12 protein-coding genes are annotated in these 12,476 nt (G+C 38.1%); 11 read left to right on the forward strand and 1 reads right to left on the reverse strand.

Annotated features, from left to right (window positions below):
* Nucleotides 1–135: 135 nt before the first annotated feature.
* The 6 genes from J2S74_RS00475 to J2S74_RS00500 all read left to right on the forward strand — a co-directional run bounded on the left by J2S74_RS00475 (nt 136) and on the right by J2S74_RS00500 (nt 6,591).
* Entirely contained in the window at nt 136–993 is an 858-nt protein-coding gene (locus J2S74_RS00475; protein ID WP_307320457.1) for a class II fructose-bisphosphate aldolase, read from the forward strand.
* Entirely contained in the window at nt 990–1,925 is a 936-nt protein-coding gene (gene pfkB / locus J2S74_RS00480) for a 1-phosphofructokinase (protein ID WP_307320459.1), read from the forward strand. Before J2S74_RS00475 ends, pfkB begins: the two co-directional genes overlap by 4 nt.
* A gap of 208 nt (nt 1,926–2,133) precedes the next feature.
* The gene (locus J2S74_RS00485) at nt 2,134–3,312 is read left to right on the forward strand and encodes an SIS domain-containing protein (RefSeq protein ID WP_307320461.1); all 1,179 of its coding nucleotides are present in this window, start codon (nt 2,134–2,136) and stop codon (nt 3,310–3,312) included.
* 51 nt (nt 3,313–3,363) lie between these two features.
* Entirely contained in the window at nt 3,364–4,518 is a 1,155-nt protein-coding gene (gene nagA, locus J2S74_RS00490; RefSeq protein WP_307320462.1) for an N-acetylglucosamine-6-phosphate deacetylase, read from the forward strand.
* A gap of 214 nt (nt 4,519–4,732) precedes the next feature.
* Entirely contained in the window at nt 4,733–5,698 is a 966-nt protein-coding gene (locus tag J2S74_RS00495; RefSeq protein WP_370875925.1) for a formylglycine-generating enzyme family protein, read from the forward strand.
* Nucleotides 5,699–5,730: 32 nt separating this feature from the next.
* On the forward strand, nt 5,731–6,591 hold the full coding sequence (locus J2S74_RS00500; protein ID WP_307320464.1) for an EamA family transporter: 861 nt from the start codon (nt 5,731–5,733) through the stop codon (nt 6,589–6,591).
* 585 nt (nt 6,592–7,176) lie between these two features.
* Here J2S74_RS00500 and J2S74_RS00505 read toward each other — a convergent pair.
* A complete protein-coding gene (locus J2S74_RS00505) occupies nt 7,177–7,335 on the reverse strand; it encodes a hypothetical protein (RefSeq protein ID WP_307320466.1) in 159 nt (52 codons plus the stop codon).
* Nucleotides 7,336–7,622: 287 nt separating this feature from the next.
* Between J2S74_RS00505 and J2S74_RS00510 the strand changes: the two genes are divergently transcribed.
* The 5 genes from J2S74_RS00510 to J2S74_RS00530 all read left to right on the forward strand — a co-directional run bounded on the left by J2S74_RS00510 (nt 7,623) and on the right by J2S74_RS00530 (nt 12,459).
* Nucleotides 7,623–8,459, forward strand: a complete 837-nt coding sequence (locus tag J2S74_RS00510) for a YitT family protein (protein WP_307320468.1) — start codon at nt 7,623–7,625, stop codon at nt 8,457–8,459.
* A gap of 185 nt (nt 8,460–8,644) precedes the next feature.
* Nucleotides 8,645–9,679 (forward strand): ABC transporter substrate-binding protein, encoded by a 1,035-nt coding sequence (locus tag J2S74_RS00515; protein WP_307320470.1) that lies wholly within the window; start codon nt 8,645–8,647, stop codon nt 9,677–9,679.
* Nucleotides 9,669–10,697, forward strand: a complete 1,029-nt coding sequence (locus J2S74_RS00520; protein ID WP_307320472.1) for a FecCD family ABC transporter permease — start codon at nt 9,669–9,671, stop codon at nt 10,695–10,697. Before J2S74_RS00515 ends, J2S74_RS00520 begins: the two co-directional genes overlap by 11 nt.
* Nucleotides 10,697–11,527 (forward strand): ABC transporter ATP-binding protein, encoded by an 831-nt coding sequence (locus J2S74_RS00525; RefSeq protein WP_307320475.1) that lies wholly within the window; start codon nt 10,697–10,699, stop codon nt 11,525–11,527. Before J2S74_RS00520 ends, J2S74_RS00525 begins: the two co-directional genes overlap by 1 nt.
* Nucleotides 11,528–11,535: 8 nt before the next feature.
* Nucleotides 11,536–12,459, forward strand: coding sequence for a magnesium chelatase ATPase subunit I (locus J2S74_RS00530; RefSeq protein WP_307320478.1), 924 nt, complete (start codon nt 11,536–11,538; stop codon nt 12,457–12,459).
* Nucleotides 12,460–12,476 lie beyond the last annotated feature (17 nt).

Raw genomic sequence — 12,476 nt, forward strand, 5'->3', positions numbered from 1 at the left:
GGGTTGACGTGACAATATTAGGGTGTTATGATATTTTCAAATATGAAAGTAGAAATAAAGACTCATAGTTTTACCTATGAGTTTAAATTTTAGAAAGGGTTGTACCAACAACCCATCAAATGGAGGGTGATAGATATGGCACTCGTATCTACAAAAGAAATCTTGAAAGATGCTTATGAAAATCATTATGCTATTGGTGCTTTTGGTGCACATAACTTGGAGATAATGAAAGGAATTATATCAGGTGCAGAAATGATGGACACCCCTGTGATACTACAAACCACTCCTGGAACAATTAACTATGTCGGTATTAGGTTCCTTCGAGCAATTGCAGAAGAAATGGCGGCTGTTTCTAAAGTGCCTGTTGCTCTTCACTTAGATCATGGTAATTCCTTTGATATTGTAATGAAATGTTTACGATCAGGTTATACGTCAGTAATGATTGATGGTTCACATCTTTCTTTCAATGATAATGTTGCACTTGTAAAACGCGTTGTTGATGCAGCTAATCCAATCGGAGTTCCTGTAGAAGCTGAGTTAGGAACGATCGGTGGGGTAGAAGATGATCTAACTGTAGATGAATCACTTGCTACGTATACTGACCCAGTTGCTGCTGAAATGTTTATTTCAGAAACAAAAGTAGATTCCTTTGCTCCTGCATTTGGGACTGCTCATGGTATGTATAAGAGAGAGCCAAAGTTAAGACTAGACATACTGGAAGAAATCTATAATCGAACAAATTGTCCATTAGTTATGCATGGTGCTTCTGGTATTCCAGATTCAAGCTTACAAAATGCTCTCAAATTCGGAATTGCAAAAGTAAATTTTTCTACTGAATTAAAAGTCGTTTTTGCAAAAGAGCTTAGAAATTACCTTTTTGATAACCCTGGGCAAGATGATCCAAGAAAATATTTTTTACCTGCACAGGAAGCAGTGAAGAATTTAGTAATGAATAAAATTGGGCTATTACAAAAAAAGGTGTATGCAAAATGATTACGACTATTACTTTAAATACAGCACTTGATACTACATATTACCTGTCTCACGTTAAATTTGGTTGTACGAATCGGGTAAATAAAAGTTTCGTAGAGCCTGGAGGGAAGGGGGTGAATGTAGCAAAGATACTGCATATTCTTGGACAGGAAATCACTGTTAGCGGCTATGCAGCTGGCTACAATGGAAAGAAAATTAAACATCTCCTATCCTCCAAAAATATTCCTCATCATTTTGTGGAAGTAGAAGGAGAATCAAGGGTATGTTTAACGCTCATGGACGAAAGTTCAAACGAAGAAACAGAAATATTAGAAACGGGCCCCGTCATCTCTCCTCAAGATTGGGATGAAATATGTGTTTACGTAGAGGAAATTTCCAAGACAAGTAAATATGTCGTTTTATCAGGAAGCCTACCGGTAAACTGTCCTGAGGATGGTTATGCCCAACTAATAAATATAATAAATAAATATGATTCAAGGGCAATCCTTGATACGAGTGGCGCTCCTTTGAAACAGGCAATCAACAATTCTTCTCCATTCCTCATTAAACCGAATGAACACGAAATAAAAGAGTTGTTAGGAAAGGAGAAAGTAACAAAAGAAGATATAATAGAAGCATGCCAATTCCTTCATAGTAAAGGGATAAAGAATATTTGTATCTCCTTAGGAAAAGACGGGGCAATGTTCAGCACAAAGGAAAAAGTGTATCATGCTATTCCGCCACAAATAGAGGTAATCAATACGATTGGTTGCGGAGATGCAATGGTTGCAGGCCTTGTAAAAGGTTTCTACGATAACCTTACGATCTCTGAAACGTTATCACTTGCTGTCGCATGTGGCAGTGCAAATGCATTACAGCCTTTTGCTGGTCTTGTAAAAGTAAACGATGTGGAAAGGTTGAAGGAAGAAGTAGTTGTAAATCACATACGCTAACATTTGGAAGTTGATTTACGCTTCAGGCACTCCCTTTCCGTGGGCAACTCTTCAGCCCCCTCGGGAAAAAAACTGTGTCTCTTCCTCTGCTCTTTCGATTACTCGTCGTAAAAACGTTTGCTAGCTTCGCTTCGGAGCTGCATCCGTCGACTTTTGAAAATCTAAAAAAGTAAGTACAAATCTTTATTACAACTTGAGGAGGATAAATATGCAAAAAGCAATACTTGAGAACATGAAAGAAAGGAAAGCAATTTTTACAGCTACAGAAATCTACCAACAACCAGAAGTTTGGAAGGAATTAATAGAAAGTTTTGACAAAGAAAAAGGTACATTCATAGAGTTTATAGAAAATATATATAAGAAATATGATCATGTTAGAGTTATCTTTACAGGCGCTGGATCTTCTGCTTTTATAGGAAATACAATTGTGCCAGAACTAAATAAACAACAACGACCAACGATTCAATTTGAAGCAATTGCCACTACTAATATTGTTTCCAATCCAAAAGAATACTTAACTAATGTGCCTACGGTTATGGTATCTTTCGCTAGATCAGGGAATAGCCCAGAAAGTGTTGCAACAGTAAACCTTGGTAAGAGGATGATTTCAGAATTTTACCAGGTTATTATCACTTGTAATAAAGATGGACAATTAGCACAGAATGTAAAAAATGATGCGAAAGCTATCACAATACTTACACCGGAGCGAGCACATGATAAAGCACTTGCAATGACAAGTAGTTTTACTAGTATGTTATTAATAGCATATATGCTTTTTTCCAAAGGGAGTTTATTGGAGGAGTGGAAAACCAGTCTAATAGAAGCGGGCAATCAATTGCTAGATAAACTGTCCGAAAATGTTGATGATATATTATCCTATGATTTTGATCGTGCTGTATATATAGGGTCTGGTTTATTAGGAGAAGCTTCTCATGAAGCATCCTTAAAAATGCTTGAACTAACAGCTGGGAAAGTGGTATCTATTCACGAATCCTCACTAGGTTTTCGTCATGGGCCAAAATCTATTGTAAATAATAAGACAATGGTTATTATATTGATGTCACAGGACGAATACACAAGAAAATATGATTTGGATATGTTACGAGAATTAGCTCATGAAAAGTTAGGGGCCAAAATTGTGGTTTTAACCGAAAAAGGATTGGAAGAGATAGAGAACTTAGCTGATTGGGTAATTCCTGTAGGTAGTAATAAAAATAGTAGTTTTACTAGTGATATACAGTTAGCATTATTATATATAGTATTTGCTCAGATCCTAGCTTTAAAAAAATCTTTACAATTAAATATCACACCAGATACACCAAGTATAACAGGTCAAATTAACCGAGTAGTAAAAGGTGTAGTGATTCACAGCTTTAATGACGAATAAAATGTCTTTCATCGGAAGAAGTAGAATAGTACGAAGGGAAATTGCTTAAATATGAGGGGATTTTACGTTAAAGCAGGAGAATTTTGGTTAGAAGATAAGATTGCCCATGGTGGCTATTTGGAAGTGAAGAATGGTGTATTTGGAGAATATTTTACAAGTTTACCAGGAGAGCAGCTTCCAGTCGTTGATGTGTCTAATTATATAGTGGCACCTGGTTTGTTCGATACACATATTCATGGTATTGCAGGGTATGACGTAATGGATGGAACATCTCAGTCCATTCAGAAAATATCGAAGATCCTACCATCTTTAGGAGTAACACGTTTTCTACCAACAACCTTGTCAGGAAATATGGATACGATAAATAAAGTAATACAGAGCATCAGTCTAGCCTCAAAGGAGGGGGGAGCAGGTGCTGTTATAGAGGGAATTTTTTTAGAAGGGCCATATTTTACGGAGAAGCATAAGGGGGCACAAAATTCATATTATTTTTGTGATCCAAGTGTTGAAGAGTTGGAAAAGTGGCTTACGTTATCGGATGATAAAATCAAGAAAATTGCCCTAGCTCCAGAAAGAAAAGGGGCAATAGCATTTATAGAAGCAGCAGTAAAAAGAGGAATTACCATCTCACTTGCACACACCGATGCTGATTTTAGTATATGTCAGCAAGCTGTCGAAAAAGGTGCATCTGTTTTTGTCCATTTATATAATGGTATGAGCGGATTACATCACCGAGCTCCAGGTGTTGTTGGGGCTGCCTTGCGATTAGAGGGAACCTATAGTGAGATTATTTGTGACGGCTATCATGTTGACCCGAATGTTGTGGTGATTACGAGTCGTATGTTAAAAGATCGAATGGTACTTATAACAGATTGCATGAGAGCAGGCTTGTTACCGGATGGAACGTATAAGTTAGGAGAGTATGATGTACACATTTCAAATGGTAAAGCAGAGACATCATTTGGATCACTTGCTGGTAGCACCCTTATCTTAAAAGACGGTGTAAAAAAAGTAGCTGAGTGGACGGGAATGTCATTATATGAAGCATGGCATCACGCTTCCTTAAGCCCAGCGAAGAGCGTCAGACTTCAAGATAAGATCGGTAGTATTCGTTCGGGAAAATGTGCTGATTTTGTTATAATGGATCCTAACTTACAGATAAAAAGAACAGTAATCAATGGGGAAACAGTCTATAAAAAGGAATAATGATGGATAGAAATGTTGGCAATAGGAATGAAAATACTGTGAAAAAAGTAGTTGTGTAAATCAACCTTCAAATCTAGCACAGCCAAAAATAGTTTTCCTATATCACGGTGTCTATAAAGACATGGGAGTTTTGAACAGAATCTTATAGTTGCGTCATGTAGAGGAAGATACGAGAATTGCCTCTTCCTCTCCTAAGGAAAGGGTGTATAAAATAATGGGGAATAAAGATAATTCGTGTTGTGGTGTAAGTAGAATGAGCCCTGAGATAGAATTAAAAACAACAGAAATAGAAACTTTTCAAGAAAATGCACCCAACCAAATCTTATTTAAAGAAAAGATGGTGTATATTCCTGGTGGAGAATTTTTAATGGGCACGACTGATAAAGATGGCTTTATCGCCGATGGGGAGGGACCTGTTAGGAAGGTGAAGATAAACTCCTTTCTAATGGATAGTTATGCAGTTACTAACAAGGAATTTAAGGAGTTTGTCGACGATACAGGGTATATAACAGAGACAGAAAAGTTTGGGTGGTCGTATGTTTATTATGGATTTTTATCCAAAGAGGATACGAGACAGGTAAAACGAGTAGTTAGTACACCTTGGTGGTATGCTGTTACAGGAGCTTTCTGGTACCAACCGGAAGGGCCGAACTCAACGATTGAACACCGAATGGATCATCCTGTTGTCCATGTCACCTGGAACGACGGGATTGCGTTTTGTAAGTGGGCAGGGAAACGTTTGCCAACAGAGGCTGAATGGGAATATGCTGCACGTGGAGGTCTAGAACGGAAAAAGTACCCATGGGGAGATGAGCTGACTCCAAATGGCGTCCATCATTGCAATATTTGGCAAGGGGATTTTCCTCATAAGAATACGGAGGAAGATGGATATGCAGGAACTGCCCCTGCAAAATCTTTCCCTGAGAATGGATATGGACTTTATAATGTTTCGGGAAATGTGTGGGAATGGTGTTCTGATTGGTTTAGCAAAAGTATTCATAATCGGGGGGGACGGGAAAATCCTCAGGGGCCTTCAACAGGAAAAACAAAGGTGATGCGAGGCGGATCCTATATGTGTCATAAATCTTACTGTAACCGTTATCGAGTCGCTGCACGTACCTCAAACACTCCAGATAGCTCAGCTGGGCACCTCGGATTTCGCTGTGTAACAGATGTGTAATAATAATTTCAAAGTAAAAGAAGGTATTGTCTATGTCCACTTGGTTTGTTCTCGCCGTTGCGAGCGCTGTTGTTTTTGGAATTTCCACATTCTTTTTTAAAATAAATTCTTTCAAAAACTGGCCACTGCTCCCTTTCTTCGGTGGCGTTTATGGAAGTGGCACGTTGGCATTTATCGTTACGGCAAATTTGGAAGGTGTACTTTATCTCACCCCAATGATCATCCTCAGTGGTATCGTCGTGGGCATTGGCTCCACGTTCGGGAATCTACTATTGATGAGAGCCTTCCAGCACGGCCCTGCGAGTCTCACCTCCCCTATCGTCAATACAAACATTCTTCTCATTGTCATTATGTCCGTGTTATTTTACGGAGAGCGTCTTGGGATATTAGAATATATAGGTATTCTCCTGATTATTGTAGCCATCAGCATCCTTCCCCTTGACCCCCAGGAAAAATTGAGTATCCCAAACAGAATCTGGTACGTATATGCTTTAGTGGCAACTGTCCTGTTTTTCTTGCGGAACGGGGGACTGAAAGTGACAGAAGAAATGGCCTTGCCAAACACGACAATCTTAATGGTCGGCTATTTCGTGGGAGCAGTGTGGTCTGTCTATGCCTACCTTATGTCGAAGGAAACAAAGATGGAGGAGGGGGCCAAGCAAGGTAAGGGCTTTGCCCTTGGCCTTGTCACCGGACTTTTCTCTTACGGCGGTATGCAGTTATACGCGGTGGCGCTGCAAACGGGTCCTGCAAGCATCATTTCTCCCATTTTCGCCACGAACAGCTTAGTTGTGGCGTTATTATCCATTCTATATCTCAAGGAAAAATTGACACTAATGCAAACGACCACCTTGGTTGGCGTCTTTGTAGGTATTGTTTTATTGCGGGTTTAATGGGGATTGTCAGTACGTTGATGTAATCGTGTTGAAGTGTCAAAGCTTAAAGGAAGTATTGACAGTTCGATGATGGAATCGTGCTGAAGTGTCAAAGCTTAAAGGAAGTATTGACACTTCGTCGATCGAATCGTGTTGAAGTGTCAAAGCATAAGAGAAGTATTGACAGTGCGCTGATCAAACCGTGCTGAAGTGTCAAAGCATAAGAGAAGTATTGACAGTTCGATGATGTAATCGTGTTGAAGTGTCAAAGCTTAAAGGAAGTATTGACAGTTCGCTGCTCAAATCGTGCTGAAGTGTCAAAGCTTAAAGGAAGTATTGACAGTTCGCTGCTCAAATCGCACTGAAGTGTCAAAGCATAAGAGAAGTATTGACAGTTCGCTGCTCAAATCGTGCTGAAGTGTCAAAGCATAAGAGAAGTATTGACACTTCGTCGATCGAATCGTGCTGAAGTGCCAAAGGATTAAGACAGTAAATACAAAAGAGGTTACTTTATGGAATAGTGATTAGGTTATTAAAGATTCCTTTAATAACCTGATTTTTAATAAAGCTTCACTTAACGGGGGTCTTGATTTAGTTTAATCATTAGAAACCCCATAGTCTTTTGGGATCTAACGGAGTATATATTTCATCGCCCTTAATTTGCCGATGAATTAATGGTTTTTTAAAGAGATCCTCTAGGTTGACTTTTTCTTGCTTGTAGTTTTTTTTGATTGGAACGAATTCGGAATAATTGGTAATCATTTTATCCTCCTAATATCTGTAAATTACTTAACAAAGTATATCATCCTAAATTTTTACATCTTTTATTCCAATAAATAAAAAATAAAGATGGAATATTTCGCTCCAAGTTGGTGATGGTCAGATGGCGACCCTAAATGAAATATAGTAAACTAGAAAATCATGGAGGGTTATATTAACTGCGACAGAATACTCTATCAGAGGGTTTACATAGGTGTTATTAATTATGATTCTCCCTATTAGTTGGTATAATTATAAATATAAATAGTAAATGTCTAAGGGGGGAATCTATGTCAAAGTTCTTGGAATATCTTACTTTAACTTGTGGTTCACTTATCGTTGCGGCTGGACTTGAACTCATTCTTGCTCCGAATGAACTTGTTGACGGTGGGGTAACGGCAATTGCCATTATGTCAAACGCTGTTTGGAATTTCCCAATTTGGATTGTATTTATAACCCTTAATATTCCTACACTCCTTTTTGCAGGGAAGTACATGGGAAGGAAATTTGTAATACGAACTTTATATGCAAACGTAGTAACGAGTATTGGTCTAATGTGGATGGCACCAATGCTTCCAATAACTACCTCAGAAGTATTAATTGTTTTATATGGTGGCTTACTCCTTGGAGTGGGTATTGGATTGGTTGTAAAAATGGGTGGAGCCGTCGATGGTACGGAAATGATAGGAATTTGGGTTAATAAGAAATACCACATTCCCTTTAGTACTTTTTTATTTGGTATTAATGCAATCATCCTAGCAATAGCTGCTTTTGTATTTTCACTGGAACAAGCTATGTTTTCTATTGCAATCTTCTTTATTGTTTCTAAAACCATTGATTTTGTGCTGGATGGATTAAATCAGGAAAAGTCGATTACTATAATATCGGATAAACCAGATGAAATTGGAAAGGTATTAATCGAGGAACTAGATGTCCAACTCACTTATTTGCACGGTGAAGGTGGATATTTAAAAGAAAAGAGAAAGATTATTTACTGCATCACTAACAGATTTATGTATCCAAAGTTAAAAGAGAGAGTGTTATCCATTGACCCTAATGCCGTATTAGAAGCCTCTATGGTAACGGAAACGGCAGGTATTAAGCACAAAAGATATAATCAATTTTAGCCAAAGAGTAAACTGAGATTCGGTTACTCTTTGGTTTTTTGTTATGTTGAAACTCTTTTTAAAAAGTAATAGCACTCTTCGAAAGTAATTTTTGTTGACAATTTTAAAACAAAGGAATTACAATGTAAATCGTAATCGTTACGATCGGAATTATTACGATTTATAAAAATTGGAGGAAAATAAAAATGATTAATATTAAATTTTTATTCTTTAGTTTATTGTTTGTCATTATGTTAGTTGCTTGTTCTGCAGAAGGTACAGAAGTAGTAGAATCTAGTGAATTAGAGAACGAAGAAGAACAAACTACACAAGCAGATAACGAAGAAGCAGAAGAAAGCACGACAGAAGAAGCTGAAACATACATAACTTTAATGGATGATTTAGGAAATGAAGTAGTTTTAGAGGAAAAGCCAGAGAGGATTGTTGTGTTATCACCATCTCATTTAACTCTCTTATATGATCTTGGTGGAGAAGCAATTGCCAGAACGACGTTAAGCCCTCATAGTATCCCACAAGGAGCAGAGGAAATTGAAGATGTTGGTCACCATACGAATGTGAATGTGGAAGCTATAGTCGCTTTGGCTCCAGATTTAGTTATTGGGAATACGGTGTTACATGAAAAGTTAATCCCAATTCTTGCAGATAGTAATATTTCGTTTATTAACTTAGATATGAAATTAATAGATGATGTAAAAAGAAATGCTAGATTGTATGGAAAGTTCCTTGGTGACAGCGAGATGGTGGAACAGCATATTGCCAATCTTGAACAAGAAATAGCTGCTATTCAGGGAGAGATTCCTGAAGGTGAAGAGAAAAAGGTAGTTATTTTTAATATTACCCCAAGCAGTGTTTCTGTAAAAATGGAAAATACGATTTCCGGTGAAATTTCAAATATGTTAGGGCTTACTAATATTGCAGAAGGAGCGTCACCTATTGAGGGCAGACCAACGCAGACACCGTTTAGTTTAGAAAAGATCGTGGAAGAGGATCCTGATTTCATCTTTATTGTGCATCATGGTGAAAGAACTGTTGCAGAGGATAGAATGGATCAAGATATGAAAAACAGTCCCGCTTGGTCAACATTAAAAGCTGTTCAAGAGGATAATGTACATTTCTTGCCAGGAAACTTATTTTTATCTAATCCTGGAATTGAGTATCATCAATCTATTCGCTACTTAGCTGAAATTGTATATCCAGAGGTTTTTGGAAATGTTGAGTAATACAGTCACTGAAAAAAAATCTTTTTGGAGTAACTTAAGAGAACGCCGAACATGGCGTCTCTTTGTTATTTCAAGCTTTATCCTATTATCCATTTTAAGTATCTTTTTTAGTCTGTCAAAGGGAGTAATGGATATATCATGGTCAACCATTTGGAAGACATTTTTGACTTCGCCTACGGATGCGGAGCAACAGGTTTTATGGAATATTCGTCTTCCTAGAGTCATTGTCGGTGCCTTAGTTGGTATCAATTTAGCTTTAGCTGGAGCTATTTTACAAGGTGTTATGCGTAATCCGTTAGCTGATCCAGGCATAATCGGTATTAGTGCTGGGGCTGGCTTAACAGGTGTTATTATCCTCGTATTATTTCCTCAATATGAAAACCTTGTCCCAATAGGTGCATTTCTAGGTGCTATGTTCGCAGCGGTTATGATTTATATTCTTGCATGGAAGCGAGGAATACAACCTATTCGTATCATTTTGGCTGGTGTAGCTGTTTCTGCATTTTTAGGATCATGGATTTCTGCCTTAATGATTTTTTACAGTGACCGGGTACATGGTGCACTTATGTTTATGGTAGGTGGGTTATCAGCGAGAAGTTGGAACCACGTAGATATGATCATTATCTACAGTTTAATCGGCATTGCATTAGCCATTATTGGTACCAGATGGATGAACATTTTACTATTAGGAGATGAAACAGCGAGAGGGTTAGGATTAAATGTAGAGCGAACGAGAATTTTGATGACAGCAGTGGCTTCTTTACTTGCTGCAAGTGCTGTAAGTGTTGTTGGCTTGTTAGGATTTGTTGGGCTAATCGTTCCCCATGCAGCCAGGCTGCTCATTGGTAATGACTATCGCTTCCTTGTGCCAGCATCGTGCTTTTTAGGTATTGCCGTTGTTACTTTTAGTGACACCATTGGGCGCTTAGTATTTGCCCCAGTAGAGATTCCGGTTGGAATTATTATGGGAGTTGTAGGGGCACCATTCTTTCTTTATTTACTAAGGAGGGAGACATAATGGATATCTTAGAAGCGAAACAGATTGACTTAAGCTATGAAGAAAAATTAATTGTGGAATCTCTCGATCTTTCTATTAAGGAAGGAAGAATATATTCCCTTTTAGGGCCAAACGGTTCAGGGAAAAGTACTATCTTAAAAGCATTATCACGGAATTTAAAGACACAAAAAGGTACGGTTTATTTAGATGGAAGCGCTATCCATAAAATGAACACAAAAGAGGTTGCTAAAATCATGGCAGTCTTATCTCAGTCCCCTCAATCCCCTCCTTATTTAACCGTAAAGGACTTAGTGGAATATGGCCGTTTCCCCCACCAACGATTCTGGGAGAGGTTATCCTCGGAGGATAAAGAGATAGTCAGTTGGGCAATAGAAAAAACAGGCTTAACTTCTTTTACCGACAGATTAGTAAATACGTTATCAGGGGGAGAAAGGCAAAGAGCTTGGATTGCAATGGCTCTTGTTCAAAAACCATCCATTCTTCTTCTAGATGAACCGACAACATTTTTAGATATCGCTCATCAGCTAGAAGTAATGGAACTTGTCACATCGATTAACAAGGAATATGGAATTACTATCGTGATGGTATTGCACGATATGAACCATGCTTCGAGATATTCAGACGAACTAATCGTATTAAAGGATGGAAAGATTTTTGCACAAGGATCTCCAATTAAAGTCATGAATGAGCATACCTTAAAAAGTGTTTTTGGAGTAGAAGCAGATATTTGGATTGATAAAAAACATGGTAAACCAGTTTGTATCGCACAAGAGTTAGCACACCATGCTGAATTGAATGATAGAAAAAATAAAACGTTAATTGGAGGTTAAAACACATCATGAAAGCAGATAGAATTTGTTATCCACTCACTGCCATTGTGGGTCAGGAGAAAATGAAGCTTGCCCTTATTTTAAATAGTATTAACCCAAACATTGGCGGGGTTCTTATAAAAGGAGAAAAGGGCACGGCGAAGTCTACAGCTGTTCGTTCTTTAGCCGATTTATTAAAAGATAGTAAGGTTGTAGAATTACCATTGAATGCGACAGAAGATCGTGTCATTGGAACGTTAGACATTGAACAAGCGATTAAACATGGAGAAAAAAAGTTCGAACCTGGTATTTTATCGGAAGCCCATGAGCAAATCTTATACATAGATGAAATTAATTTATTAGATGACCATCTTGTCGATGTTTTACTAGATGTGGCAGCAATGGGTGTAAATACGATTGAAAGAGAAGGGATTTCTTACTCACACCCATCCCAGTTTATGTTAGTGGGGACAATGAACCCAGAAGAAGGTGATTTGCGTCCTCAACTCCTTGACCGCTTTGGTCTCTCTGTAGAAGTAATTGGAGAGCAGCATTTAGAGGATCGAGTAGATGTTATCCGAAGAAGAATGGAATTTGAAGAAGACAAAGGGAAGTTCCAACAAAAATATAGGAAGGAGCAAGAGAAATTAGCCAATAAGATTAAACTGGCTAAAGAACTTTTGAGGGACGTAAAGGTACCAGATTATATTTATGAACTGATTGCAAAGCTATCGATCCAGTTAAAAGTGGACGGACATCGAGCAGATTTGACCGTTCTAAAAGCGGCAGCAGCCTTGGCTGTCTTTGAAGGAAGAACCGAAATCCTACCAGCAGATGTTCAAACTGTTGCAAAATTTGTTTACCCGCATCGTATGAGGAGAACCCCTTTCCAAGACAAAGGTGTAGATATGACACAAGTGGATGCTCTCATTAATGAACTTGAGGTCGTGTAAGGGAGGGTCAAATAAGC

This window comes from Evansella vedderi (assembly GCF_030813435.1).
GTDB classification, from domain to species: domain Bacteria; phylum Bacillota; class Bacilli; order Bacillales; family Salisediminibacteriaceae; genus Evansella; species Evansella vedderi.

What these genes read in the sequence shown, in the direction of transcription:
- J2S74_RS00475 (WP_307320457.1), top strand. Translation starts at nt 136, where the DNA reads ATGGCACTCGTATCTACAAAAGAAATCTTGAAAGATGCTTATGAAAAT.
- pfkB (WP_307320459.1), top strand. Translation starts at nt 990, where the DNA reads ATGATTACGACTATTACTTTAAATACAGCACTTGATACTACATATTAC.
- J2S74_RS00485 (WP_307320461.1), top strand. Translation starts at nt 2,134, where the DNA reads ATGCAAAAAGCAATACTTGAGAACATGAAAGAAAGGAAAGCAATTTTT.
- nagA (WP_307320462.1), top strand. Translation starts at nt 3,364, where the DNA reads ATGAGGGGATTTTACGTTAAAGCAGGAGAATTTTGGTTAGAAGATAAG.
- J2S74_RS00495 (WP_370875925.1), top strand. Translation starts at nt 4,733, where the DNA reads ATGGGGAATAAAGATAATTCGTGTTGTGGTGTAAGTAGAATGAGCCCT.
- J2S74_RS00500 (WP_307320464.1), top strand. Translation starts at nt 5,731, where the DNA reads ATGTCCACTTGGTTTGTTCTCGCCGTTGCGAGCGCTGTTGTTTTTGGA.
- J2S74_RS00505 (WP_307320466.1), bottom strand. Translation starts at nt 7,335, where the DNA reads ATGATTACCAATTATTCCGAATTCGTTCCAATCAAAAAAAACTACAAG.
- J2S74_RS00510 (WP_307320468.1), top strand. Translation starts at nt 7,623, where the DNA reads ATGTCAAAGTTCTTGGAATATCTTACTTTAACTTGTGGTTCACTTATC.
- J2S74_RS00515 (WP_307320470.1), top strand. Translation starts at nt 8,645, where the DNA reads ATGATTAATATTAAATTTTTATTCTTTAGTTTATTGTTTGTCATTATG.
- J2S74_RS00520 (WP_307320472.1), top strand. Translation starts at nt 9,669, where the DNA reads ATGTTGAGTAATACAGTCACTGAAAAAAAATCTTTTTGGAGTAACTTA.
- J2S74_RS00525 (WP_307320475.1), top strand. Translation starts at nt 10,697, where the DNA reads ATGGATATCTTAGAAGCGAAACAGATTGACTTAAGCTATGAAGAAAAA.
- J2S74_RS00530 (WP_307320478.1), top strand. Translation starts at nt 11,536, where the DNA reads ATGAAAGCAGATAGAATTTGTTATCCACTCACTGCCATTGTGGGTCAG.